Source organism: Allobosea sp. 05T439 (assembly GCF_056396005.1).
Genome location: NZ_JBFTKP010000006.1, coordinates 172712 through 198438 on the forward strand (window position 1 = coordinate 172712; position 25727 = coordinate 198438).

Annotated in this window: 25 protein-coding genes; 13 read left to right on the forward strand and 12 right to left on the reverse strand. The window is 65.5% G+C overall.

Annotation, left to right across the window (positions count from 1 at the left end):
- Window positions 1–12: 12 nt before the first annotated feature.
- The 4 genes from AC1DIO_RS09265 (at window position 13) to AC1DIO_RS09280 (ending at window position 4379) form a co-directional block, all read left to right on the forward strand.
- Window positions 13–987, forward strand: coding sequence for a sialic acid TRAP transporter substrate-binding protein SiaP (locus AC1DIO_RS09265; RefSeq protein WP_476853352.1), 975 nt, complete (start codon window positions 13–15; stop codon window positions 985–987).
- A gap of 69 nt (window positions 988–1056) precedes the next feature.
- Window positions 1057–1641 carry a TRAP transporter small permease gene (locus tag AC1DIO_RS09270; protein ID WP_441490058.1) on the forward strand — a complete coding sequence of 195 codons (585 nt, stop codon included), beginning with the start codon at window positions 1057–1059 and terminating at the stop codon, window positions 1639–1641.
- A gap of 3 nt (window positions 1642–1644) precedes the next feature.
- Entirely contained in the window at window positions 1645–3051 is a 1407-nt protein-coding gene (locus tag AC1DIO_RS09275; RefSeq protein ID WP_441490057.1) for a TRAP transporter large permease, read from the forward strand.
- Window positions 3052–3308: 257 nt separating this feature from the next.
- Entirely contained in the window at window positions 3309–4379 is a 1071-nt protein-coding gene (locus tag AC1DIO_RS09280; RefSeq protein WP_441506087.1) for a class I SAM-dependent methyltransferase, read from the forward strand.
- A gap of 19 nt (window positions 4380–4398) precedes the next feature.
- On the opposite strand, the gene AC1DIO_RS09285 is transcribed toward AC1DIO_RS09280, so the two are convergent.
- The 5 genes from AC1DIO_RS09285 to hutI form a co-directional block, all read right to left on the reverse strand.
- Window positions 4399–4986, reverse strand: coding sequence for a HutD/Ves family protein (locus AC1DIO_RS09285; protein ID WP_441490055.1), 588 nt, complete (start codon window positions 4984–4986; stop codon window positions 4399–4401).
- A 2-nt stretch (window positions 4987–4988) separates the two neighbouring features.
- Entirely contained in the window at window positions 4989–6656 is a 1668-nt protein-coding gene (gene hutU / locus AC1DIO_RS09290; RefSeq protein ID WP_441490054.1) for a urocanate hydratase, read from the reverse strand.
- A gap of 62 nt (window positions 6657–6718) precedes the next feature.
- A complete protein-coding gene (hutG, locus tag AC1DIO_RS09295) occupies window positions 6719–7528 on the reverse strand; it encodes an N-formylglutamate deformylase (RefSeq protein ID WP_441490053.1) in 810 nt (269 codons plus the stop codon).
- Window positions 7528–9063: a histidine ammonia-lyase gene (gene hutH / locus AC1DIO_RS09300; protein ID WP_441506088.1), complete on the reverse strand. Its 1536-nt coding sequence runs from the start codon at window positions 9061–9063 to the stop codon at window positions 7528–7530. The genes hutG and hutH overlap by 1 nt, the downstream gene beginning before the upstream one ends.
- The gene (hutI, locus tag AC1DIO_RS09305) at window positions 9060–10283 is read right to left on the reverse strand and encodes an imidazolonepropionase (protein ID WP_441490051.1); all 1224 of its coding nucleotides are present in this window, start codon (window positions 10281–10283) and stop codon (window positions 9060–9062) included. The genes hutH and hutI overlap by 4 nt, the downstream gene beginning before the upstream one ends.
- Window positions 10284–10383: 100 nt before the next feature.
- On the opposite strand from hutI, the gene AC1DIO_RS09310 reads away from it, so the two are divergent.
- Window positions 10384–11751 carry a formimidoylglutamate deiminase gene (locus AC1DIO_RS09310; RefSeq protein WP_441506090.1) on the forward strand — a complete coding sequence of 456 codons (1368 nt, stop codon included), beginning with the start codon at window positions 10384–10386 and terminating at the stop codon, window positions 11749–11751.
- A gap of 17 nt (window positions 11752–11768) precedes the next feature.
- Window positions 11769–12518, forward strand: coding sequence for a UTRA domain-containing protein (locus AC1DIO_RS09315; RefSeq protein ID WP_441490049.1), 750 nt, complete (start codon window positions 11769–11771; stop codon window positions 12516–12518).
- Window positions 12519–12576: 58 nt separating this feature from the next.
- On the opposite strand, the gene AC1DIO_RS09320 is transcribed toward AC1DIO_RS09315, so the two are convergent.
- Window positions 12577–12840, reverse strand: a complete 264-nt coding sequence (locus AC1DIO_RS09320) for a glycine zipper domain-containing protein (protein WP_069877583.1) — start codon at window positions 12838–12840, stop codon at window positions 12577–12579.
- Window positions 12841–13153: 313 nt separating this feature from the next.
- On the opposite strand from AC1DIO_RS09320, the gene AC1DIO_RS09325 reads away from it, so the two are divergent.
- From AC1DIO_RS09325 to AC1DIO_RS09340, 4 genes are all read left to right on the forward strand, one after another.
- Complete coding sequence (locus tag AC1DIO_RS09325) at window positions 13154–13525, forward strand: PRC-barrel domain-containing protein (RefSeq protein ID WP_441479701.1); 372 nt, start codon at window positions 13154–13156, stop codon at window positions 13523–13525.
- Window positions 13526–13758: 233 nt separating this feature from the next.
- On the forward strand, window positions 13759–14652 hold the full coding sequence (locus tag AC1DIO_RS09330; protein WP_441490048.1) for a transglutaminase-like domain-containing protein: 894 nt from the start codon (window positions 13759–13761) through the stop codon (window positions 14650–14652).
- Between the two features lie 48 nt (window positions 14653–14700).
- Complete coding sequence (locus tag AC1DIO_RS09335) at window positions 14701–15612, forward strand: diacylglycerol/lipid kinase family protein (RefSeq protein WP_441506091.1); 912 nt, start codon at window positions 14701–14703, stop codon at window positions 15610–15612.
- A gap of 41 nt (window positions 15613–15653) precedes the next feature.
- Window positions 15654–16331 (forward strand): phosphatase PAP2 family protein, encoded by a 678-nt coding sequence (locus AC1DIO_RS09340; protein ID WP_441506092.1) that lies wholly within the window; start codon window positions 15654–15656, stop codon window positions 16329–16331.
- Between the two features lie 9 nt (window positions 16332–16340).
- On the opposite strand, the gene AC1DIO_RS09345 is transcribed toward AC1DIO_RS09340, so the two are convergent.
- Window positions 16341–16829 (reverse strand): pyridoxamine 5'-phosphate oxidase family protein, encoded by a 489-nt coding sequence (locus AC1DIO_RS09345; protein ID WP_441490045.1) that lies wholly within the window; start codon window positions 16827–16829, stop codon window positions 16341–16343.
- A 213-nt stretch (window positions 16830–17042) separates the two neighbouring features.
- Here AC1DIO_RS09345 and AC1DIO_RS09350 point away from each other — a divergent pair, with 213 nt between their 5' ends.
- Window positions 17043–17195, forward strand: a complete 153-nt coding sequence (locus AC1DIO_RS09350) for a hypothetical protein (RefSeq protein WP_441490044.1) — start codon at window positions 17043–17045, stop codon at window positions 17193–17195.
- Between the two features lie 208 nt (window positions 17196–17403).
- A complete protein-coding gene (locus AC1DIO_RS09355; RefSeq protein ID WP_476853353.1) occupies window positions 17404–18849 on the forward strand; it encodes an aldehyde dehydrogenase family protein in 1446 nt (481 codons plus the stop codon).
- Window positions 18850–18905: 56 nt separating this feature from the next.
- Here the strand turns inward: AC1DIO_RS09355 and AC1DIO_RS09360 are convergent, their stop codons facing one another.
- A complete protein-coding gene (locus AC1DIO_RS09360; protein WP_441493517.1) occupies window positions 18906–19919 on the reverse strand; it encodes a zinc-binding alcohol dehydrogenase family protein in 1014 nt (337 codons plus the stop codon).
- A 98-nt stretch (window positions 19920–20017) separates the two neighbouring features.
- Here AC1DIO_RS09360 and AC1DIO_RS09365 point away from each other — a divergent pair, with 98 nt between their 5' ends.
- Window positions 20018–20377, forward strand: a complete 360-nt coding sequence (locus AC1DIO_RS09365) for a winged helix-turn-helix transcriptional regulator (protein WP_441493518.1) — start codon at window positions 20018–20020, stop codon at window positions 20375–20377.
- A gap of 3 nt (window positions 20378–20380) precedes the next feature.
- Here AC1DIO_RS09365 and pobA read toward each other — a convergent pair whose 3' ends face one another.
- From pobA to AC1DIO_RS09385, 4 genes are all read right to left on the reverse strand, one after another.
- Complete coding sequence (gene pobA / locus AC1DIO_RS09370) at window positions 20381–21553, reverse strand: 4-hydroxybenzoate 3-monooxygenase (RefSeq protein ID WP_441493519.1); 1173 nt, start codon at window positions 21551–21553, stop codon at window positions 20381–20383.
- Between the two features lie 62 nt (window positions 21554–21615).
- Window positions 21616–22317 carry an HAD family hydrolase gene (locus AC1DIO_RS09375; protein WP_441493520.1) on the reverse strand — a complete coding sequence of 234 codons (702 nt, stop codon included), beginning with the start codon at window positions 22315–22317 and terminating at the stop codon, window positions 21616–21618.
- Between the two features lie 2 nt (window positions 22318–22319).
- The gene (locus AC1DIO_RS09380) at window positions 22320–23204 is read right to left on the reverse strand and encodes a transglutaminase family protein (protein ID WP_441506094.1); all 885 of its coding nucleotides are present in this window, start codon (window positions 23202–23204) and stop codon (window positions 22320–22322) included.
- A complete protein-coding gene (locus tag AC1DIO_RS09385) occupies window positions 23201–25720 on the reverse strand; it encodes a circularly permuted type 2 ATP-grasp protein (protein WP_441506095.1) in 2520 nt (839 codons plus the stop codon). The genes AC1DIO_RS09380 and AC1DIO_RS09385 overlap by 4 nt, the downstream gene beginning before the upstream one ends.
- Between the last annotated feature and the right edge of the window lie 7 nt (window positions 25721–25727).

Genomic DNA, 25727 nt, shown 5'->3' on the forward strand with positions numbered 1-25727 from the left:
GGAGGACACCTGATGAAGAGCTATCTGACACTGGCTGCAGCCTTTGCCGCCGGCCTCGTTCTTGCCGGGGCGCCGGCCCAGGCCCAGACCAAGCTGAAATGGGCGCATGTCTACGAGACATCCGAGCCGTTCCACACCGAGTCGGTCTGGGCTGCGGACGAGATCAAGAAGCGCACCAACGGCAAATACGAGATCACGGTCTACCCGGCCTCGCAACTCGGCAAGGAAACCGACATCAACCAGGGCCTGACGCTGGGCACCGTCGACATGATCATCTCGGGCTCGAGCTTCGCGGCCCGCGCCTATCCGCCGATCGGCGTGACCTATTATCCCTTCATCTTCCGCGGCCCGGACCACCTCCTCGCCTACGTGAAGAGCGACGTCTTCAAGGAGATGGCGAAGGGCTATCAGGAGAAGAGCKGGCACCAGATCCTGGCCGTCACCTATTACGGCACGCGCCACACCACCGCGAACAAGCCGATCAAGACCTGCGCGGACATGAAGGGGCTGAAGATCCGCGTGCCGGACGTGCCGGCCTATCTCGCCATGCCACGCGCCTGCGGCGCCAATACGACGCCGATCGCCTTCGCCGAGGTCTATCTCGCGCTCCAGAACGGTACGGTCGAGGCGCAGGAGAATCCGCTCAACACGATCGAGGCGAAGAAGTTCTACGAGGTGCAGAAGCACATCGTCCTGACCGGACATATCGTCGACCACCTCAACACGGTCGTCTCCAAGCAGCTCTGGGACAAGCTCTCGCCAGAAGACCGCAAGATCTTCACCGACGTCGCGCAGGAGGCTGCCGAGCGTGCGACCAAGAAGATCCAGTCCGACGAGGTCAAGCTCGTGCAGGTCTTCAAGGACAAGGGCCTGTCGGTCACCGAGATCGACAAGGCCGACTTCCTCGCTGCCGTACAGAAGAATGTCAGCTTCGAGCAGTTCGGCTACCGCAAGGCCGACTGGGAACGCATCCAGGCGATCAAGTGATCTGATCCGTCGCATCGGGCCGGTCTTTGACCGGCCCTTTTTTGTCCTCACGCCGAGCCGAGGCCGTCGATGTCGAGCGAGACCCCGCAGGAGATCCACATCCCCGTCACCAGCGAGGAAATCGCGCATGTCTTCGACGAGGCGCCACCGCCTGCCGATCTGAGCGGCTATGGCGTCGAGGACTGGGTGACGCTCGCCGCCTTCTGGCTGATGGTCGGTTGCGTCGTGCTGCAGTTCTTCACGCGCTATGTCCTGAACGATTCCTACGCCTGGACGGAAGAGATCGCGATCTACGCGCTGATCGTCGTCGTCTTCCTCGGCGCCTCGATGTGCGTGCGGGCCTCGCGCCACATCCAGGTCGATTTCATCTACCGCTACCTGTCGCCCGGCATGGGGCGGATCCTGTCGACGGGCGTCGATCTCTTGCGGATCGTCTTCTTCGGCTACGCCACCTGGCTCATGTACAAATATGCGTCGCTCATCCCCGATGAGATGATGACGACGATCCAGTTTCCGAAGTCGATCGTCTTCAATGCCGTCGTCATTGCCTTCGCTCTGATGACGCTGCGCTCGATCCAGGTCGCCTGGCAGAATGCACGACGCGGCTATTCCGTGCTGGAACGGCCTTCGGCCTTCGACGGCTCGGAGGCCTGAGGCATGCTCATCCTGCTCGGAACCTTCCTCGGCCTGATGATCCTCGGCGTGCCGGTGGCCATCTCCATGGCCGTCGCCTCTCTCGCCTTCATCGTCATTTCCGGCACTGTGCCCGATGTCATCATGGCGCAGCGGATGATCGCCGGCGTCGAGAGTTTCCCGCTGCTGGCGGTGCCGTTCTTCATCCTTGCCGGCAATCTGATGAACATCGCCGGCGTCACCGGTCGCATCTATGCCTTCGCGGTCGCGCTTGTCGGTTGGATGCGCGGCGGCCTAGCCCAGGTCAACATCATCGGCTCGGTGATCTTCTCGGGCATGTCGGGCACGGCGATCGCGGATGCCGCGGGCATCGGCACGATCGAGATCAAGGCCATGAAGGACCATGGCTATCCCATGGATGTTGCCGTCGGCGTGACGGCGGCCTCGGCGACGCTCGGGCCGATCATTCCGCCTTCACTGCCCTTCGTCATCTACGGCATGATGTCGAACACCTCGATCGGTGCACTTTTCCTTGGCGGTGTCATTCCCGGCGTGGTGATGACGCTGTTCATGATGGGCACGGTCGCCGTCTTCGCCCGCATGCGCGGCTGGGGCTCCGACGCCAAATTCTCGCTGCGCCAGATCGGCTCGGCCGGGATCGAGGTTCTGGTCGTGCTTGGCTTCCCGGTCCTGGCTTATCTGCTCGTCTGGGCAGGCCTGTCGGAGAATGTCGCGATCGGGCTCGCGCTCGTCGCCCTGCTGGCGCTCGACTACTATTTCGACTTCTCGGCGGTGATGGCACTGATGACGCCGGTCATCCTGATCGGCGGCATGACGCTGGGCTGGTTCACGCCGACGGAGGCCGCCGCTGCGGCGGTGATCTGGTCGCTCTTCCTCGGCCTTGTCCGCTATCGCTCGATGACGCTGCGCACACTGACCAAGGCGACCTTCGACACGATCGAGACGACCGCTTCCGTCCTCTTCATCGTCACAGCCGCCTCGATCTTCGCCTGGCTGCTGACGGTCTCGAGCACGGCGCAGATCCTGTCCGACCTGATCCTCGGGCTGACCCAGAACAAATGGGTCTTCCTGATCCTGGTCAATCTGCTGCTGCTCTTCATCGGCTGCTTCCTCGACACCATTGCGGCGATCACCATCGTGGTGCCGATCCTGCTGCCGATCGCCCTCAAGCTCGGCGTCGACCCGATCCATTTCGGGTTGATCATGACGCTGAACCTGATGATCGGCCTGCTGCATCCGCCGCTCGGCATGGTGCTCTTCGTGCTTTCGCGGGTGGCGAAACTCTCGGTCGAGCAGACCACCATGGCGATCCTGCCCTGGCTGGTGCCGCTCTTCCTGGCGCTCTTCGCCATCACCTTCATTCCCGAGTTGACGCTGTGGCTGCCGCGAACGATGGGGATGTTGCGGTAATATTCGGCGGCGGAGCCGAGCCTCCGCCGCCATGCACTGAAGTCAGGCCCCTGTTGCACTCCCAGGTTGAAGGTGTTGCACTGAAGGGGCTCCATTGCCATTTTTTTGGCGAAGGGGAGTTCGCTGACGGAGTGACGTCCTTGCGCGCGCTCATTGAATCGATGTTGTCTCGGCTGGTGGGGAAATCCCGGCTCGATGTTGTCTTCGCCGACGGATCCCAGCGCTCCGTCGGCGCCGGGAGAAGTCCTGGGCCGACGATGCGTATTCTCGACCGGCCGACCGAGTTGAAACTGGCGCTGAATCCAGAGCTTGCTCTTGGCGAGGCGGTGATGGACGGGCGTGTCGTCGTCGAGCGTGGCAGTCTCTACGACCTTCTCGACATTCTGATCGCCGGCGCATCGCGACAGGAACTGACCGCGTGGACGCGACCTCTCACGCAATTCCGCACGGCGATCAGGCGCATCACCCAGAACAACAATCTGGCTTGGGCGAGACGCAACGTCGCCCATCACTATGACCTCAGGACCGAGTTCTTCCGGCTCTTCCTCGACGAAGACCTGCAGTATTCCTGCGCCTACTTTCCGAGCCCGGACATTTCGCTCGTGGACGCACAGGCGGCCAAGAAGCACCACATCATCGCCAAGCTGGCGATCGAGCCGGGCCAGCGCGTCCTCGATATCGGGTCGGGCTGGGGCGGTCTGGGCTTGAGCATCGCGCGCGAGACCGGTGCCTCGGTGAAGGGCATCACCCTCTCGCGGGAGCAGCTTTCCGTCGCGCAGGAGCGGGCTGCCGCCGAGGGGCTGCCGGTCGATTTCCAGTTCCAGGATTACCGCATGCTAGCGGAACCCTTCGACCGCATCGTCTCGGTCGGTATGTTCGAGCATGTCGGCGTGGGCTATTACCGTGCCTATTTTCGCAAGATTACGGAGCTGCTCACGGATAACGGTGCTGCGCTCATTCACACGATCGGTCGCACCACGCCCCCAGGTGCGACGAACCCTTTCATCGCCAAATACATCTTCCCCGGCGGCTACATTCCCGCCATGTCGGAAATCACGGCGGCAATCGAACGCGAGGGCCTGATCATCACTGATGTCGAGGTGCTGCGCCTTCACTATGCCGAGACGCTGAAGGCCTGGCGCGAGCGATTCCTCGCTCGGCGCAAGGAGGCGGTGGACATGTATGACGAGCGCTTCGCGCGGATGTGGGAGTTCTATCTGGCGGCTTCGGAAGCGAGTTTCCGCCACGATGGCCTTGTCGTCTTCCAGCTCCAGCTCGCTAAGCGGCTCGACACCTTGCCGATGACGCGCAGTTACATGGAGGCATGATCGGAGCGTCGGCCGCGCGTCAGATCTGCGGAGCGGCCGACAGCACGATCGCGAAGATCTCGCCGGAGTCGTGAGGATTCGTCAGGACGACGCCTTCGACCGATTCCAGCAGGGCACTGTCCCCGGTGGCTAGGATTTCCCGGTGCGGGGGCCGCGCTATCGTCCAGCCATCGGAGCGAGCGACCAGGACCACGAGTTCTCCCGTCTGGTCGAGCTGGAACGGGCCAGTGCCACTGAAGCGCGTTACCTTGTGCAGCCAGCGACCGCGGCGGGTCATCACGTTGAGGTCGTCGATCGGCCCGTCCACCAATTGCCCCTCGACCGGCCTGTCGGCCGCGAACGGATAGGGCTCGGTGGACCGCTCGAGGCGTTTGCTTTCGCCCTCGCCGAAGGCGAGGACGATTCCCCGGCCCGTCAGCACCGACAAGGTCCTGTCGATGCCGGGAAAAACGGAGAAGGGGCCGTCCGACCCGACATGGGCCATGGAGATCCGCCAGTCGAAGCCGTCCAACGAGGCGCCGGGCGGATGCGCTGCGATCTCCGTCGTGGTGCCGCCGCCGTTCTTCCACGGCATGGTGCGGCACGCGCTGGCGCGGATGATGCGCATGATCAGCCGAGAATGCCCGGCAGCTTCAGGCCCTTTGCCTTGGCGCAGTCGATCGCGATCTCGTAGCCGGCATCGGCATGACGCATCACGCCGGTCGCCGGGTCATTCCAAAGGACGCGCTCCAGCCGCTTTGCCGCCTCCGGGGTGCCGTCGGCGACGATGACGACGCCCGAATGCTGCGAATAGCCCATGCCGACGCCGCCACCATGGTGAAGCGAGACCCAGGTCGCGCCGCCGGCAGTGTTGAGCAGCGCGTTCAGCAGTGGCCAATCGGAGACGGCGTCCGAACCGTCCTTCATCGCTTCCGTCTCGCGGTTCGGCGAAGCGACCGAACCCGAATCGAGGTGGTCGCGGCCGATCACCACCGGCGCCTTGAGCTCGCCCTTGGCCACCATCTCGTTGAAGGCCAGGCCGAGCCGGTGCCGGTCGCCGAGGCCGACCCAGCAGATCCGTGCCGGCAGGCCCTGGAACTTGATGCGCTCGCGCGCCATGTCGAGCCAGTTATGCAGATGGTGATCGTCCGGCATCAGCTCCTTCACGCGCTGGTCCGTGCGATAGATGTCCTCCGGATCGCCTGAGAGCGCAGCCCAGCGGAACGGGCCCACGCCGCGGCAGAACAGCGGGCGAATATAGGCCGGAACGAAGCCGGGGAAATCGAAGGCGTTGTCGACACCCATATCCTTCGCCATCTGGCGGATATTATTGCCGTAATCGAGCGTCGGCACGCCCATCTGCTGGAAATCCAGCATGGCGCGGACATGCACGGCCATCGATTTCTTGGCGGCCTCGATCGTACCGGCAGGATCGCGCTCCTTGCGCTCTTCCCACTGCTCGAGCGTCCAGCCGGCCGGCAGATAGCCGTTCAGAGGGTCATGGGCCGAGGTCTGGTCGGTGACGACATCCGGGCGGATGCCGCGCCTGACCATGTCGGGGAAGACTTCCGCCGCATTGCCGAGCACACCGACCGAGACGGCCTTGCCGGCCGCATGGGCGCGCTTGATGATCTCCAGCGCCTCGTCGACACTGTCGGCCTTCTCGTCGAGATAGCCGGTGCGCAGCCGGAACTCGATGCTGGAGGGCTTGCACTCGATGGCGATCATCGAGGCCCCGGCCATCGTCGCGGCGAGCGGCTGGGCCCCACCCATGCCGCCGAGACCGCCGGTCAGGATCCACTTGCCCTTGAGGCTGCCGCCATAATGCTGGCGGCCGACCTCGACGAAGGTTTCGTAAGTGCCCTGAACGATGCCCTGCGTGCCGATATAGATCCAGGACCCCGCGGTCATCTGGCCGTACATCATCAGCCCCGCCTTATCGAGCTCGTGAAAATGCTCCCAGTTCGCGTAGGCCGGCACGAGGTTCGAATTGGCGATCAGCACGCGCGGTGCATCCGCATGGGTGCGGAACACGCCGACGGGCTTGCCGGACTGCACCAGCAGCGTTTCGTCGGCCTCGAGCGAGCGCAGCGCGCCGACGATCCGGTCGAAATCTTCCCAGGTCCGGGCAGCGCGGCCGATGCCGCCATAGACCACGAGCTCGCCCGGCTTCTCGGCGACGTCGGGGTCGAGATTGTTCATCAGCATGCGCAGCGGCGCTTCGGTCAGCCAGCTCTTGGCGGAGAGCTCGCTGCCCCTGGGGCTGCGGATGACGCGGCTATTGTCGATGCGGGTCATGAATGGCTCCGTTCAAACCGTGATCGGGACATGCGGAATGCGTTGTTTCCGCCCGATCAGGGTCAGGGTTTCAGCTTTCTGGCCGCTTCGAGCGCGGCTTCGATGATGGCGGAGAGGGCGGTTTGCAGTTGGGCGGCCCTAGGCGTGTCGAAGCGCCAGGGCGGCGTCTCCTCGGTGAGATAGCCGCTCAGCGAGATTTCCATCTGGATCGCGTGCACATCCCGCGCCGGCTGGCCGTAATGCCGGGTGATCCAGCCGCCCTTGAAGCGGCCATTGCTGACATGGCTGAAGCCCGAGCCGGCAAGCGCTGCATCGGCCGCGTGCTGGACCGAAGGTGCGCAGCTCGCACCGGAATTGGTGCCGAGATTGAGCAGCGGCAGCGTGCCCGGGAACAGGCGTGGAATGACCGACTTGATGGAGTGGCAGTCCCAGAGCAGACAGAAACCATGCGCGGCCTTGGCCCGTTCGATCTCGGCTGCGAGTGCGTCGTGATAGGGCTGGAAATAGGCGGCGCGACGGCGCGCGATCTCGGCCTCGTCGGGCGCCTTTGCCCAGATCGGCTCGCCGTCGAAGGTCGTGGTCGGCACGAGTTCCGTCGTCGCCTGTCCGGGGTAGAGCGATACGCCGGACGGATCGCGGTTGAGGTCGATGACATAGCGCGACAGCCCGGCCTCGACGATCGTCGGTGCGAAGCGCTCGGCAAACGCATAGAGCTGGCGCATATGCCAGTCGGTGTCGGGCACGGAACGACCCGTCTCGTTCAGCGCCACCTTCACCTCCTCCGGCAAGCCAGTGCCGGGATGCGGCATCGACAGGACCAGCGGACCGGCGCCTTGCGTGACGTTGACGATCTCGGAAGGGTTCATGCTCATCACGCCGAGAACTCCGCGAAGCTGTCGAGCCCGGCGGCATCGCTGATCGCGCCGCTGAGCACCAGCTCTGTCGCCGCCGCAAGGTCGGGGGCAAGGTAGCGGTCCGCGTCGAGCGGCGCGATACGCTGCCGGACCAGGGCCAGAACCGGCTCCAGCCGCGGGCTCGTCTTCATCGGGCGATGATGCTCGATCGCTTCCGCCGCGGCCATCAGCTCGACGCCGATGATGCTGGCCGTGTTCCGGGCCATGTCGAGCAGGCGATAGGCGCCATGCGTCGCCATCGAGACATGGTCTTCCTGATTGGCAGAGGTCGGGATCGTGTCGACCGAGGCGGGATAGGCCTTCTGCTTGTTCTCCGATGCCAGCGCGGCTGCCGTGACCTGCGCAATCATGAAGCCGGAGTTCAGCCCGGCATCGCGGGCCAGGAAGGGAGGCAGGCCGCTCATCACGGGGTCAACCAGCAGCGCCATGCGCCGCTCGGACAGGTTGCCGATCTCGCACAGCCCCATGGCGAGGATGTCGGCGGCGAAGGCGACGGGCTCCGCGTGGAAGTTGCCGCCCGAGACGATTTCGCCCGGCCCCAGCACCAGCGGGTTGTCGGTGACCGCGTTGGCCTCGATCGCAAGCGTTGCGGCGGCATTGGCGAGGAGGTCGCGCACGGCCCCCATCACCTGCGGCTGGCAGCGCAGGGAGTAAGGATCCTGGACCTTGGTATCGCCGAAGCGATGGCTGTCGCGGATTTCGCTCTTCGCGATCAGCGCGAGCAATGTTTGCGCGACCCGGATCTGGCCGGGCTGGCCGCGCAGCGCCTGGATGCGAGGGTCGAACGGCGTGTCGGAGCCCTTCAGCGCATCCACGGAGAGTGCGCCAGTGACCAGCGCCGCATCGAAGACGCGGGCGATGTCGCTGAGCGCCGTCAGCGCGATCGCGGTCGAGACCTGCGTGCCGTTGATCAGCGCAAGACCCTCCTTGGCCCCAAGTTCGAGCGGCTTCTGGCCGATCCGGGCCAGGGCATCCCCTGCGGGAAGCGTCTCGCCCTTCAGCCTGATCTCGCCGACGCCCATCAGCGCCGCGGTGAGATGGGCAAGCGGCGCAAGATCGCCGGACGCGCCGACCGAGCCCTTGGCGGGAACGACCGGAAGCGCCTCGGAGGCGAGCGCGCCGACCAGCGCCTCGACCACGACGGGGCGTACGCCGGAGGCCCCGCGCGCCAGGCTCGCGGCCTTCATGGCGAGGATCAGGCGCACGATCCGGTCCGGCAGGGCAGGGCCAGTGCCGACGGCATGGGAGAGGATCAGGTTGCGCTGCAGGGTTGCCAGGTCGGCATCGGCGATGCGCACGCTGGCGAGCTTGCCGAAGCCGGTATTGACGCCATAGGTCACGGTTCCGGCGGCGACGATATCGTCGACGATCGCTTGGGCGGAGGCGATCGCTGCCCCGCTTGCGCCATCCAGCTTGGCTGCGGTGCCGTCAATCACGGCGCGCCATTGCTTCAGGGCGGCCTCGCCCGGCTTCAGGGAGAATGTTGCGGTCATTGGCCGTTCCAGATGCGGGAGTGAAGCGGGTTGAAGCCGATGCGGTAGGCGAGTTCGGCGGGGCGCTCGATCTCCCAGATGGCGAGGTCGCAGCGCTTGCCGGCCTCGAGCGTGCCGATCTCGTCCTGCAGGCCGAGCGCCTTGGCGGCATGGCGCGTCAGCCCGGCCAGCGCCTCTTCGGGTGTCAGCCGGAAGAGCGTGCAGGCCATGTTGAGGACCAGCAGCGGCGAGGTCAGCGGCGAGGATCCGGGATTGGCGTCGGTCGCGAGCGCAATTGCAACGCCATGCTTGCGGAGCAGGTCGATCGGCGGCTTCTGCGTCTCGCGCAGGAAGTAGAAGGCGCCCGGCAGGATGACGGCGACCGTTCCGGACCGGGCCATGGCGATCACGCCCGCCTCGTCGAGATATTCGAGATGGTCGGCCGAGAGTGCGCCATGTTCGGCCGCGAGTGCGGCGCCGCCGAGATTGGAAAGCTGTTCGGCATGGATCTTGACCGGCAGCCCCTTGGCCCTGGCTGCGGTAAATACCCTGGCCGTTTCCTCGGGCGAGAAGGCAATGCCCTCGCAGAACACGTCGACTGCGTCGGCAAGATCCTGCGCGGTCACGGCGTCGAGCATCGGCCCGGTGATCTGGTCGACATAGTCGCCGGAGCGGCCGGTGAACTCCGGCGGAACGGCATGGGCGGCAAGGAAAGTGGTGCGGACGGTGACAGGCCGTTCGCGACCGAGCTGCCGTGCGACCGCAAGCTGCTTCAGCTCGGCCTGCTGTTCGAGCCCGTAGCCCGACTTGATTTCGACGGTCGTGACGCCTTCAGCGATCAAGGCGCCCAGGCGCCGGTCGGCGCTGGCGAAGAGCTCGGCCTCGCTGGCAGCGCGCGTGGCCTTGACGGTGGAGAGGATGCCGCCGCCGGCGCGTGCGATTTCCTCATAGCTCGCGCCCTGCAGCCTGAGCTCGAACTCATGTGCCCGATCTCCGCCATAGACGAGATGGGTATGGCAATCGATCAGGCCCGGTGTGATCCAGCGTCCGCCGCAGTCGACGGTTTCGCGCGCGTCCAGGGTTGGTGCCTCGCTGCGCGGGCCGGCAAAGACGATGCGGCCGTCGCGGGCCGCTACGACCCCGTCTTCGACTGCGCCATAGGGCTGGCCGGCGCCGGGCGCCATGGTCGCGAGGCGGGCATTCACCCAGATCCTGTCGCAGTGGGAAGGTTCCGCGGCCATCCGCATCCTCTCGACTTCGTTTGCGATCCGACTATGCTAGACAATTGCATATGCAATTAGCAAGTGTCATTTGCATATGCAAATCGAGCGAGGAGCCAGCGTGACACAATACCCGACCCTGCATCTCGCCCAGGCACTCTTGCCGGAGGGCTTTGCCGACAACGTGACGCTCACGATCGCGGAGGGGACAATCACCTCCATGAGCGTGGGAGAGGTTGCTCCGGCCGGTGCCCTGCACCTGGCCGGGCTGACGCTGCCTGGCATGCCGAACCTCCACAGCCATCTGTTCCAGCGCGGCATGGCGGGCCTGTCTGAGCGGCGGGGCGCCACGGCGGATTCGTTCTGGACCTGGCGCGAGGTGATGTATCGCTTCCTCGACCGGCTTGATCCCGACGACGTCCAGGCGATCGCGGCGCAGGCAATGGTCGAAATGCTGGAGGGCGGCTTCACCGCGCTCGCCGAGTTCCACTATCTGCACCATGACAAGGACGGCCAGCCGCATGCCGATATCGCGGCGATGGCGCTGGCGGTTGCGGCAGCAGCCGAGGAAACCGGCATCGGCCTGACCCTGCTGCCGGTGCTCTATCGTTTCGGCAATTTCGGCGGCGCGGCCCCGAGCCATGGCCAGCGTCGCTTCATCAATAATCGCGACAGTTTTGCCCGGCTCATGGAGGCGAGCGCTGTCGCGATCGGCGCTCTGCCGGATTCGCGGCTCGGCGTCGCGCCGCATTCGCTGCGCGCCGTCTCGCCTGAGGATCTGCAGTGGCTGCTTGGCCTGGCGCCTGATGGACCGATCCACATCCATGTCGCCGAACAGATGCGCGAGATCGAGGACAGCCTGAAGATCACTGGGCGTCGCCCGGTCGAGTTCCTGACGGACAGCATTGCGTTGGACAGGCGCTGGTGCCTGATCCACGCCACCCATCTGACGGATGCGGAGCGCGACACCATCGCGCGCAGCGGCGCTGTCGCGGGACTGTGCCCGATCACCGAGTCTAGCCTGGGCGATGGCATCTTCGATGGCGTGCGCTACGTGGCCGCTGGCGGGGCCTTCGGTGTCGGCAGCGATTCCAACATCCAGATCGATGCCGGCGCCGAGCTGCGCCAACTCGAATACTCCCAGCGCCTGCGCGATCGCGGGCGTGCCTTGCTGGCGGATGCCGACGCCTCCACGGGACATGCACTCTGGGCAAAGGCCTGTGTCGGCGGCGCGCAGGCCTGCGGCCGTGCCATTGGAAGCCTTGCGGTCGGCCAGCGCGCCGATCTCGTCTCGCTCGATCCCGATCATCCTGCCTTGGTCGGAAAGCGTGGCGAGGCGGTGCTCGACAGCGCGATTTTCGCTGCCAACGCCTTACCCTTGCGCGATGTCCTGGTTGGCGGGCGGCAGGTTGTCAGCGAAGGTCGCCATGTCGCACGCGCCGCTGTCGCGAGCCGATTCGCCGCGACGATGCGTCGGCTGCTTGCCTGAGTCCTTGAAGGGTCGTCATGTCGGATAACGGGATCGAGGCTGTAAAGCTGGATGGCACGGGCCCGGTCTATGACCAGATCCGCCGTGCCATCCGGGATCTCGTCCTGAATGGGGCCTGGCCTCCGGGAACGGCGGTGCCGCCGGAGCACGCTCTGATGGAGCGGCTCGGCGCGTCGCGCATGACGGTACATCGCGCCTTGGTGCAGCTGGCGCGCGAAGGGTTGATCACGCGGCGCCGGCGGTCCGGCACCATCGTGGCGAACCCGCCGGCAAGCCATGCCATGCTCGACATCCTGTCGATACCCGACGAGGTAAGGCAGCTCGGGCAGGACTATTCCTTCGAGATTCTGTCGCGGCGGGACGCACGGCCTTCGCCTGAAGTCGCTGCGCGCTTCGAACTGAAGCGCTCGGAACAGGTGGCCCATCTCGTGACCCTGCATCGCAGCGGCGGGCAGCCGCATGTGCTGGAGGAGCGGGTGATTCATCTCGCGACCGTGCCCGCAGCCGCGGCCGAACGATTCGAGACGACGCCTCCCGGCGACTGGTTGCTGCAACACAGTCTCTGGTCGCAGGCCGAGCACGCGATCAGCGCGGTGGCGGCGGGCGAACGGGAGTCGGGGTTGCTGGAGATCGAGCAGGGCGAGCCATGCCTGCTCGTCGAGCGCCGCACCTGGAATCAGAACCAGCCGGTGACGGCCGTTCGCCTGCTCTATCCTGGCGGGCGCCACCGCTTCATTGGTCGCTTCGGCCCATACGGTGCGGTCTGAGCGGCGCATGAAAAAGGCCCGCGAATGCGGGCCTTTCCATCTTCAGCTGCTGAACGGTTCAGCAGGCATAGCGAACGCGGCGACCCCATTCGTCGCGACCGTAGCAGACACGGTCAGGTGTAGTGGCCGAGCCGATGATGGCGCCGCCAGCACCGCCGATTGCAGCGCCCGCGAGCGCGCCACCAGCGCGGCCGGTGGCGAGGCCACCAATCAGTGCACCCGTGCCAGCGCCGATCAGGGCGCCCGTTCCGGTATTCTGCTCGCGCTGCGTGCAGGCACCGAGCGAGGCCGCGACCGCGACGAGGATGAGAAGCTTCTTCATTGTCTTGACTCCCAGGATGCAATCGACAGGCCTAATGCACAGTCCGAACCGCTCCATTCGATATGGAAACGCACCCGAAAGGATCGAGACACGATCCGTAACGGGCGACGCAACCAACATCGCGCGACATAGCAACCATGACAAAGGATTAATGTTCCATTTATGGCTTCGCCATGTGGAGCGGAGATACCCAGGGTTGTCTTCCACAGGGAGTGGAGTGGTTCGGCTTTTGCCCGGAACCTTCCGGATTCCCCGGCGTTGATCCGGCAGACTGCGGTGCGAGCCACCGCGTAGCCGTTCAATGGAGGCTCCAATGACCGCAACTGCCACCACGGGGAACCCGCTCATTGCCGGTGCACGTGTCGCCGGAACCAGCGTCTACAATGCGTCGGGCGATCATCTCGGCGAGATCTATGACGTGATGCTCGACAAGCAGACCGGCAAGGTCGCCTACGCCATCATGTCCTTCGGCGGCTTTCTCGGCTTGGGTGAAAAATACCATCCCATCCCCTGGAGTGTGCTCGACTACGACACCAATCGCGGTGGCTATGTCGTGCCTCTTACCAAGGAGAAGCTCGAGGCGGCGCCGATGTATGACAGCGAAGGCGAGCCCGACTGGGACGACAGAAATTACGGCAAGCGCGTGCATGATTACTACGGCACGATGCCCTACTGGATGATGTAGGCACCGCCGGCTGCAGGTCGCGGCGGTTGCTATCCCCCCAGCCGAACCGTCGTGACGGCGGGATGCGGGCCGAAAGGCCCGCATCTTCCGTTTGGAGGCCCGACTCCTTCCCTTTTTCGGGAACCAATTCGCTGATCGCGCGTCATCCTGACAGCGCCTTTCCGTCATCGCCGGCACGTGTGGGACTGCCCGCCGGCCTGTTGAGACGGCCCAGTTCCTGCCAGGAGCCCCTCATGCAGATCCGTTACGGCTATCGCATCGAACTCGTCTCTCAGCAGGAATTGCCGCTGTTGACGATGCTCGATGTGCATCCTTCCCGTCAGCACGATGTCATCCGCCAAGACGATATGACCGCGGTCTCCCTGGTCGATCCACGTCGCCATGTTCCAGTCGAGCGCTATCGCGACCCGTTCGGCAATATCTGCCGCCGGCTTGTCGCCCCAGCGGGCGGGATCCGGCTGAGTTCAGCGGGACTTCTCCATGATTCCGGCGAGCCCGATCCTTTCAATCCGGCGGCGCGGCAAGCGCAACCGTCCGAGCTGCCCGACGAGGTGCTGATCTATCTGCTCGGCAGCCGGTACTGCGAAACCGACAAGCTCGGGGATCGCGCCTGGCAGCTCTTCGGCCAGATCCCTCCGGGCTGGCAGCGTGTCCAGGCCGTCGTCGATTTCGTCCATAATCACCTGACCTTCGGCTATGCCTATGCGCGCAACACGCGCACTGCGGCGGAGGCCTTCGAGGAACGGATCGGCGTCTGCCGCGACTTCGCCCACCTTGCCGTGACCCTCTGCCGCTGCCTCAATATCCCGGCCCGCTATTGCAACGGCTATCTCGGCGATATCGGCGTGCCGAAGGACCCGGCCCCAATGGATTTCAACGCCTGGTTCGAGGTCTTTCTCAGTGGTCGCTGGTACACCTTCGATGCGCGTCACAATGCCCGCCGCATCGGCCGGATCGTGATCGCCCGGGGGCGTGACGCGACCGACGTCGCGATGCTCAATTCCTTCGGAGCCCATTCGCTTCAGCATTTCGAAGTCACGACCGAAGAGGTCGAAGACGCGGCAACTGCCATGATTGTGACGAAAGACCGTGTTGAGTGGCGCGCGGAGCGGGCCGCTGCATTGTGAAATGCCTTGGCCTGGGCTCCGGCATGGATGGGATGATATCAGGGCGTCATGCGCCATATCGTGATCGTCAATGCGCGGGCGGGAACCGTGCTGGCCGCAGGGCCCGAGGCCTTCGCGGCCAGGATCGAGGCCGCGTTCCATGCTCATGATTGCAAGGCGGAGGTCCGGCTCGTGCCGCCGCGCGAGTTGCATCATGCGCTTTCGACGGCGATCGCCGATGCTGCGGCAACCCCCGTCATTGCCGGTGGCGACGGCACGATCAACGGCGTGCTGCCGGTCCTGCTGCAGGCCGGACGGCCAGTAGGGGTTCTCCCGCTCGGGACGGTGAATATCCTTGGGCGGGATCTCGGCCTCATCGGGACGCTGGAGGGCCAGATCGAGGCGCTCTGCACGGGCGTGCCGGTGACGATGGACATCGGCCGCGTCAACGACCGGCTGTTCCACTCGATCTCGGGAATGGGCTTCTTCAGCCTGATGGCGCGCGAGCGTGAATATGCGCGCAGGCGCTTCCCCTTCAGCCGCGCGGTCGCCTTTGCGGTCGCTGCGACGCGCTCCATCCTGTTCACCCGGGCGATCACCGTGGACATCCGGATCGGCCAGGAGCGCCGCCAGGTCGAGGCCGATGCCGTTCTTGTCACCATCAATAGTTTCGATGGGCCCGAATGGCGTCGCAGCAAGCTCGATGGCGGCGTCTTCGAGGTTCATATCCTCAATGCGGGCGGCCTTCTCTCTCGCACCAAGGCAGCGCTGTCGGTCGCATCCGGGCACTGGCGCTCGTCCCAGAACCTGACCTCCTATACCGGTGACGAAGTCACGCTGACGCGTCGCGACAAGAAGCGCGGTCACATCACCTTTGACGGCGAGGTCGAGCGCAAGGCCGGCGAGCTCCGCTATCGCCTCCTGCCAAAGGCGGTGCGCATCATCGCTTGCCGGGTGCCCCCGGGTCGGGCGCACGGCTAGAGACACGTTCCTCCGGTCGATTGCCATCATTCAGGATTTCGATGCCGCTTCATCCCCGCATTCTTGTCCCTCTGGCGGCCGCCTTCGCCTTTCTCAGCCTGGCGCTGTTCATCATGTCCGGCCGCACCTTCGCCTTCGATACCGGCCTCATCCTGCTGTTCCGGCAAGCTGGGGATCCGGCCACGCCGATCGGGCCGCAATGGTTGCCCGAGATGATGCGGGACATCAGCGGGCTCGGCAGTTTCGTCGGGCTTGGTTTCATGACMCTCGCCGCGACGCTCGCTCTCTGGCTTGCCGGCTATCGACGCCTTGCCGTCGCACTCGTCGTCAATGTCGTGCTGGCAACGCTGGTCAGCACGCTTCTGAAGATCGGGATCGGCCGGGCGCGCCCCGATGTCGTCGAGCCGAGTGCAATCGTCTTCACTGCGAGCTTTCCGAGCGGTCATGCCTTTCTATCGGCGGTTGTTCTGCTCGGCATCGCCGGTTTGATCGGACTGGCGTCCCGGCATCGGGATATCACACGGCTCAGCATCGGGCTGGCCTGGGTCCTGATGCTGCTGATTGGCGTGAGCCGGATCTATCTGGGCGTCCATTGGCCAAGCGACGTGCTGGCCGGCTGGTGCCTCGGCATCGCGTGGTCGAGTCTTTCGCTCGCCCTTGCCGGACAGGGCATGGCAAGGGCGGAGCCCGCCAGTGCTCGCACCCCTTCCGCCGGCTGATCCGCCGGTTCAGCGCATATCGATCGTGGTGTTGACGCCGAGATCCGGCGCCCGCCCGAGGATCTTGGCCGTGGCAAGCTTGAAGGCGATCACGACGGCACTCGATGGACCGTCCCAGATCTCGGCCGAGACCGGCGTCAGGGCCAGCAAGGTCACATCCGGATCGTCGGGGCCGTTCGGGAACCAGGCTCCAACCAACGGGCTCCAGATTCTCCTGAGCAGGTGGTTGTCATCAAGCCGTTCGGCTCGGCATTCGATCGTCGCATAGAAATTGTGGTTCTCGTCGCTCAGGGCGATCGAGGCGGTTTGCGAGGCATCGAGCTCTTCGACCGGCCCGGTATGGCTGTGCGTGACGAACAGGATGCGGTGTTCTTCACGATCGACATGCCCCGACATGGGCCGGGTCCTGATCCGACCGCGGACGATGGTCGACACCATGCAGATCGTGTGATCGGTGAGGGCGGTCCAAATTCGTTGCTGGAGCGGTGTCTCGACCATTGTCGCCTCTCCTTCCATGCACGCCGCCGTCCTCGTCATTGGGGGAACGCGCCTTTGAGGCGTCCGTTCCTCAGTGCCGGGGCTCCGGGAACTCTTCACGCCTTTCAGCCGCAAGGCAATGCCGATCACGGAATGATGAGGTGGAACCGCAGGCGCTCGCGAAACGTTGACCGGCTGCCGCCCCGTCGCTGTGTCTGGACCACAGGATCGCTGATGTTCACCTCCCGCAATACGCTTCTGCTGCTCGTCGCCATTCTGGTCGCTGGCCTCGCCGTGACCGGCTATGCCCTCTACGAGGAGAAGAAGCAGCCGGATGGTGTCCAGATCTCGGTCGGAAAGAACGGGCTGTCGATCAAGGAGAAGTGAGCCCTCCCCCGCCGCGATCGGGCTGCCCGGCCCTCTCGCCCCGGCCCCCTCGCACCGGCCTCGGCGCGTCGATCGTCTCGACAGAAACTCTCTGCATACTGTATGCGGATTGACGCGCCGGTGAGCCATGACCGGGACGAATGGCGTTCGCCTGACAAAGGCGTTAACACCGGCTCCGAGAATTCTTCCGACTGGTCGAGAGGCTGCGATGACTGAGATTTTCAAGAACCTGATCGCCGGTGAACGGGTGGGCGGCTCGAACGCCTCGCGCAACATCAACCCCTCCAACACCAATGACGTTGTCGGCGAATATGCCCAGGGTTCGGTCGAGGACCTGAACAACGCCGTCGCGGCTGCCAAGGCTGCGTTTCCGGCCTGGAGCCGCACGACCCCGCAGGAGCGCTACGAGATCCTGAAGAAGGCGTCCGACGAGATCCTCGCTCGCAAGGAGGAGCTTGGCCGCCTGCTTTCGCGGGAAGAGGGCAAGACGCTGCCGGAAGGCATTGGCGAGGCGACCCGTGCCGGCCAGATCTTCGCTTTCTTCGCCGGCGAATGCCTGCGCCTTGCCGGTGAGGCGATCCCTTCCATTCGCCCGGGCGTCGGCGTCGAGGTCACGCGCGAGCCGGTCGGCATCATCGGCATGATCACGCCCTGGAACTTCCCGATCGCAATCCCGGGCTGGAAGATCGCCCCTGCGCTCGCCTATGGAAACTGCGTCGTGATCAAGCCGGCCGATCTCGTTCCGGGCTCGGCCTGGGCGCTGGTCGACATCATCCAGCGCGCCGGCCTGCCCAAGGGCGTGCTGAACCTCGTCATGGGGCGCGGTTCGGTGGTCGGGCAGGAGCTGCTCGAGCACAAGGATGTGCATGCGATCAGCTTCACCGGCTCGGTCTCGACCGGCCGCAAGGTTGCGGCGGCCTGCATCGCCTCCAACCCGATGAAGAAGGTTCAGCTCGAGATGGGCGGCAAGAACCCGCTCGTGGTGCTGGACGATGCCGATCTCACGCTCGCGGTCGAGACCGCGGTCAACGGCGCCTTCTTCTCGACCGGCCAGCGTTGCAYGGCTTCCTCGCGCTTGATCGTCACCGAAGGCATCCATGATCGCTTCGTCGAGGCTGCGATCGAGCGCATGAAGGGCCTCGTCGTCGACGATGCCCTGAAGGCCGGCACCCATATCGGCCCGGTCGTCGATCAGAGCCAGCTCGACCAGGACCTGAAATACGTCGCCATCGCCAAGGACGAGGGTGCCAAGCTCGCCTGGGGCGGCGAAGTGCTTAAGCGCGAGAGCCCCGGCTTCTACATGCAGCCGGCTCTGTTCACCGAGGCGAGCAATGCCATGCGCATCTCCCGTGAAGAGGTTTTTGGTCCGGTTGCGAGCGTGATCCGCGCCAAGAACTATGATGAGGCGCTGGCAATCGCCAATGACACCGAGTTCGGCCTTGCCGCCGGCATCTGCACGACCTCGCTGAAGCACGCGACGCATTTCAAGCGCAACAGTGAGGCCGGCATGGTGATGGTCAACCTGCCGACCGCCGGCGTCGACTATCACGTGCCGTTCGGCGGACGTAAGGGCTCGAGCTACGGCCCGCGCGAGCAGGGCGCCTATGCCCGGGAATTCTACACCACGGTGAAGACGGCCTACACGCTCGCCTGATCGCCCTTGATGTCCGACAGAAGGGCCGCGCCGGCAAGGCGCGGCCCTTCTTCGTTTCAGAAACCTTCCAGCACGATCTTGCCCTTGGCGCGATGGCTCTCGATCAGGGTATGCGCCCGCTTCAGATTGGCGGCGTTGATCGTCCCGAAACTCTCGCTCAGCGTGGTCCGGACCTTGCCGGCATCGACAAGCCGCGAGACTTCCGCCAGCAGATCGCCCTGTGCCTGCATGTCCGCCGTCTGGTACAGTGAGCGCGCGAACATCATCTCCCAGTGCAGCGACAGGCTCTTGCTCTTGAGCGGCATGGCATCGAGTGCCTTTGGATCGTCGATCAGTGCGATCCGCCCCTGCGGTGCGATCAGTTCGAGGATCGCCGGCATATGCGTGTCGGTATGGGTCGTCGAGAAGACCAGCCCCGGCGCGCCGATCCCCAGTGCCGTGACCTGCGCGGCGAGCGGTTGTGTATGGTCGACGACGTGATGGGCCCCGAGTTCCAGCGCCCAGGCCTGCGTCTCCGCGCGCGAGGCGGTGGCGATCACCGTCAGATCGGTCAGCTGACGCGCGAGCTGGATCGCAATCGAGCCGACACCGCCGGCTCCGCCGATGATCAGGATCGCCTTGGCCGCGCCGGGCACCGGATCCTTGACCTTGAGCCGGTCGAACAGGGTCTCCCAGGCGGTGATCGCGGTCAGCGGCAGCGCAGCGGCCTCGGCGAAGCCGAGTGTGGTGGGCTTGGGCCCGACGATGCGCTCATCGACGAGATGGAACTCGGCATTGCTGCCGGGGCGATCGATCGCCCCGGCATAGAACACCGCATCGCCCGGTTTGAAGCCCGTCACCTCGGGCCCCACCGCCTTGACGATGCCGGCAGCGTCCCAGCCGAGGACCTTGGTATCGCCAGGCTTCGGCTCACTGCGCATACGCACCTTGGTGTCGACCGGGTTCACCGAGACGGCTTTCACCGCAACGAGAAGGTCTCGTCCGGTTGCCACAGGTTCGGGCAGATCGAGATCGAGCAAGGCCTCGGCCGATGAAATGGCGAGGGATTTACGATAGCCGATGGCGCGCATGGCGGGCTCCTTGATTGCGGGAGCTCTGAGATGAGAGATACACTCGTTCATCGCAAGAACGCACAATTTTCGCATATAGTATCGAAAAGGATACCGTCATGCGCCGGGCGCGCCACAAGACCCTGAACTGCCTGCCGGGCTGTCCGGTCGAGAGTACGCTCGCCCTGATCGACGGCAAGTGGAAGGGCATCATCCTCTATTTCCTGATGGACGGGACGATGCGCTTCAACGCGATCCGCAAGCGCATGCCGCAGGTGACCCAGCGCATGCTCACCAATCAGCTGCGCGAGCTGGAGGCCGATGGCCTGATCATTCGCGTCGTCTATCCCGAAGTGCCGCCTCGGGTGGAATACAGCCTCTCCGCGCGTGGTCGGAGCCTTGAGCCGATCATCCTGGCGCTCAAGGCCTGGGGCGAAGCCAATCTGCGGAATGTGCCGCCGGTCGAAGCAGCCGCCTGAGCTTCAATAGGGCAGGCCGACATAGTTCTCGGCCAGTGCCGCCATGGCGTGGTCCGACGAGACGAGATAATCGAGCTCCGCCCGCTGCATCCGCCGTGCGAAGGCGCCGTTCTCCGGGAAATGGTGCAGCAGCGAGGTCATCCACCAGGAGAATCGTTCGGCTTTCCAGACACGCGCCAGGGCCCTGGCCGAATAGTCGTCGATCCCGGCCGATGAGCGCTCCGTGAAACGCTCGATCAGCGCCTGCGACAGGTAATGCACGTCGCTGGCCGCGAGATTGAGCCCCTTGGCGCCGGTCGGCGGCACGATATGGGCGGCATCGCCGGCCAGGAAGAGGCGCCCGAACCGCATCGGCTCGGCGACGAAGGAGCGCAGCGGCGCGATCGATTTCTCGAACGACGGGCCGGTGACGAGCGCCTCGGCGGTTGCCGGATCAAGGCGCCGGCGCAATTCGTCCCAGAAGCGCTGATCCGACCAGTTCCCGACATCGTCGTCGAGCGAGCACTGCACGTAGTAGCGACTGCGGTGGGGCGAGCGCATCGAGCAGAGCGCGAAGCCGCGCTCATCACCGGCATAGATCAGCTCATGCGAGACGGGTGCTACCTCGGCGAGGATGCCGAGCCAGCCGAAGGGATAGACCCGCTCGAAGCTCTGGAGCGCAGCCTCAGGAATGCTGGCCCGCGAAATGCCGTGATATCCGTCGCAACCGGCAATGAACTCGCAATCGAGGCGATGCGCCTGACTATCCCTGACGAAGGTGACGGAGGGCTTGTCGCGGTCGAAATCATGCAGGGCGACGTTCTCAGCCTCGAAGACGGTCGCGGCACCGGACGCCTCGCGCAGGTCCATCAGGTCGCGCGTGGCTTCGGTCTGGCCATAGATGGTGACGTGCTGGCCGCCGGTCAGTCGGGCGAGGTCGACATGGTGGCGCGCCCCACCGAAGAGCAGGTCGAAGCCATTATGCCTGAGGCCCTCGGCATGCAGCCGGCCCGCGGCGCCGACCTCCTCGAGCAACCGCACCATGCCTTGCTCGAGCACGCCGGCACGAATGCGTGAAAGCACATAGTCGCGGCTCTTGCGCTCGATGATGATGGTGTCGATGCCGGCTTTGTGCAGCAACTGGCCGAGCAGAAGCCCGGCCGGGCCCGAGCCGATGATGGCGACCTGCGTGCGCACGAGCGTTCCCTGCAACCCTCGCACTCAGCCGGCGAGCCGCAATTAAGTTGCCATAGCAACGATCACGGGAAAAGCGCGATCTCCAGTTCCGCGATGCTGCCGAGGCATAGATCGCTGATCGGCTCCAGCGTCGTGCGCGTTCCAGTTCCCGTCAGCACGCCGATACGCAGGCCGGCAGCGGCCGCTCGGCCCATTTCCATGTCATGGGCGTTGTCGCCGATCACGGCAACTTCGCCAGGCGCAAGCCCGCAGGCGGCGCAAAAGGCCTGCACCATACCGGGGCCCGGTTTGGCGCCGTGGCCGGAATCGTAGCCCGCGACGAAGGAGAGATGCGGCGCGATGCCGAAATGCGTGGCTGTGGCCGAGACCGCTGCGGCGCTGTCGCTGGAAGCGATCCCGAGCGCGAGGTCGCGGGCGCGCAGGCGCTCGAACAGCGCGGATAGCTCGCAGACCGGAACCATCCGCACGACCGCAGCCTGAAAGAGAGCATCAAGACGCTCGACCAGAGGGGCAATGCCGAGCGGGCTTCCCGCTTCATGCCAGGCTTGCGCCAGCTCCTCGGTATTCCCGGCCGCAAGCAGGCTGTCGGCCACCGCCCGGCCGGTCTCCGGATCGGCGCCAGCGCGCCGCAGCAGGTCGGCGGCCAGCATCGCGTCGCCGTCGGCCGCCAGCAGTCCGGCCTCGCGGTTGATCGGCGGCCAGCTCGCACCATAGTCGAGCAGAGTGCCGTCCTTGTCGAAGAGCAGTCCACGCAGCGGCAGCATGGTCAGGCGTCTTGTACCGGAATGACATCGACGGCGACGCCGACCTTTTGCGTGCCGGGGCCGACGATCACGCCATCGAGCGGAGAGACGTCGGCATAGTCGCGGCCGATCGCGGTGACGATATGATCGTCGGCGACGACGAGGTCGTTCGTCGGGTCGAGGCCGATCCAGCCCGTCTCCGGACCGCACCAGAGATGCACCCAGGCATGGCTGGCATCGGCCCCTTCGAGGCGCTTCTCGCCTGGCGGCGGAATAGTGCGGATATAGCCGCTGACATAGGCTGTCGGCAGGCCGAGCCCCCGCAGGCCGGCGATCATGATATGCGCGAAATCCTGGCAGACGCCGTGGCGCTGGCGGAAGGCTTCCGCCAGCGGGGTCGAGACTTCGGTTGCCTCGGGATCATAGACGAAATCCGTGCGGATGCGGCGCATCAACTCGCTCGCTGCTTCCAGCACGGGGCGCTGCGGCGCAAAGCTGGAGCGCGCATAGTCGACCACCTCGGCGACCGGCGGCACCAGCCGACTGGGAAAAAGCTGATGCGCCGGGGAATTCGGCGCGAGGCTGTTGGACGCCAGCGCCAGTGCACCGACCTCTTCCCAGCCGCGCGTCAACCCGGGAAAGGGCGCCGCCGGCCGGTTMACCTCGACCCGCGCCCGCATGTCGAGCTTCAGCTCGCGATGCGGCTTGGTGATGGTCAAGGTCGTCATGTGGTTGCCGAAGAAGCAGATCCCGTCATTGCGCTCGCTGGTGCGCGGCGTCACGCTCAGGCTGCTCTTGCGCACGCTCTGGCCAACGCCGTCACGCGGCAGCAGCCGCAGGATGCAGCGTGCAAAGGGCACAGGCCGACTATAGGCATAGGTCGTGACATGACGGACGTCGTAGATCACGCGATGCCTGTCATCCGCGAGCCTTCGGGTTCGCTGTTCTGCAGGAAGTAGCGGTCCGCCACGGAGCCGGCCAACCCCATCAGCAACTGCTCGAACAGCAGGATGCTGGTGCGGTCGAGGCGGCTTGCCTCGGCGGTGCGGCATTCGGCAGCGAGCTTGAGCGCGAGCCGGCGCGGCGCTTCCAGCATGCCGTCTTCGCTCAGCGTCGGCAGCGCGGCGATCTCGACATCGAGGCGATCGATCTGGAAGGCGACCGAGCGCGGATTATAAGGATCGAGCATCACGAGATCGAGCACGGGCGCGAGCGCGGGGCCGAGCAGATAGCGGGAGCGGTACGTGATCTGCGAATCGGTCAGGTCGAGAAGAGCGTCGAGGCAATCGCCCGGCGCGGACGAGTCGGCAAAATGGCGGGCAAAGCGGCAGGTCGCGATGCCACGCTCCAGCCGCCGCCCGATATCGAGGAAGCGCCAGCCCGCACCCCGCACCATGTTCTCCTGGCTCAGGCCCGAGAAGGCGGCGAGCGTCTTCAGGGCGGTGTCCGCCGTTTCATAGGCATCGCCCTCGCTGGGCTTGTCGCCGTTGAGCGTCAGCTGCCGCTGCAGGTCGCCGAAGAGGCGCCAGGCGTCGATCGACAGGCGTTCGCGAATGACCGACGCCGTACGCCGCGCTTCGCGGACGGAGGAAAGGGCGGAGCCATATTGGTCAAGGCTGTGCAGCGCGTCAGAGGCCTGGGAGGCGGTGGAATGCTCCTTGCCCGTCGGGGCGGCGCCCCAGGCGATCAGCAGGTTGGCGAGGCGGCGCAGCGTCTCCGCCCGCTCGGGCGTGGCATCGTCGGCGTCGATCAGTCGGCCGAGCAATGCGCGCACCAGCCGCAAGGTCGCCTCGGTCCGCTCGAGATAGCGTCCGAGCCAGAACAGGTTGTCGGCCGCGCGGCTCGGCATGGTGCCGATGATGCGGCGGATGCTGATGCGGTCGGCGCTTGGCAGCAGCGTCACCTGCTCGACGGGCGTGTCGGACGTGATCCAGACATCGCTGGAGCGCACGCCATTGCCAAGCGTGACGGCGCGTGCGTCGACATCCTCGGAGATGCGGCAGAAGCCACCCGGCATCACCTTCCAGCCGTCGGGCGTCGCAGCCGCGAAGACGCGCAGCGTCATCGGGTGCGGCTGCAGCCGGCCGCCCTGGAAGACCGGCATGGTCGAGAGGCGCACGATCTCCTGCCCGACATAGTCGAGCCCGCGTGCCTCGATCCGCGCCTGCAACGCCGAGCGCGCTTCAGGCGAAAACTCGCCGGGCAGGATCGTGTTGCCATTGAGGCCATCGATCGAGGCGCGGAAGGCCGACGAGATGCTCATCTCATCGAGCCGGTCGATCACCTCGGATCGCGCGCGCTGCTGCCCGCACCACCAGGTCGCGATATGCGGCAGGATCAGTTCGTCGCCGAGGATATGTTCGGCGAGGGCCGGGAGGAAGCCCATGAGGGCTCGCGCTTCGACGACGCCCGAGCCGAGCCCATTGGCGATCTGGACATTGCCTTGCCGCACCGCCTGGACGAGACCGGCGACGCCGAGCGCGGAGGCTGAGTTGAGCTCGAGCGGGTCGGAGAAATCGCCGTCGATCCGCCGCCAGATCACGTCGGCACGCTTCAAGCCCGCGATGGTGCGGACATGGACGCGTCCGTCGCGCATCAGGAGGTCGCCGCCTTCGACCAGCAGGAAGCCGAGATAGCGTGCGAGATAGGCGTGCTCGAAATAGCTTTCGTTGAGCGCGCCCGGTGTCAGCAGGCAGATCCGCGGCTCGACCCGGCGCGAGCTTGCCGCGAGACCGGCCCGGAAACCCTGGAAGAACGAGGCCAATCGCTCGACATTCATGGTCCGGAACAGGTCCGGAAAGGCGCGGCCCAGGGCCAGCCGGTTCTCCAGCGCATAGCCCGCTCCGGACGGGGCCTGCGTACGGTCGCCGAGCACCCACCAGCGGCCATCCGGCCCGCGTCCGAGATCGGCGGCATAGAGCTGGAGCGTGCCGCCATTGGCCGTGCCCTGCAGCGGGCGCAGATAGTCCGGGCTGCCGGTTACGACCGCCGCGGGCAGCAGGCCCTTGGCGATCATCTCGCCGGGTCCATAGATGTCGCCAAGCAGGGAGGAGAGCAGCGTCGCACGCTGCGCCACGCCGGCAGCGATGGTCTGCCATTCCGCGCCGGGGATGATGAGCGGGACATGGTTCAGCGGCCAGGAGCGCTCCCCGGCCAGCGGGTCGCTCGCATCGAGATCGCCATGCACGCGATAGGACACGCCGGTGTCGCGGACATGGCGATCCGCGAGCCCGAAGCGATGGCCGAGTTCATCCTGGGAGAGCCCGCTCCACTCGGCGAGAAACGGTTCCCAATGCGGACGTACACTGCCATCGGGCGCCATGAACTCGTCATAGGCTCCGGGCAAGGGGCGATAATCGGCCAGCAGCGCATTGCGCCGCTCCGCTCGGAGACGTGTCGACGGCGATCGGCCCTGCAAAGCCATGGCCTTG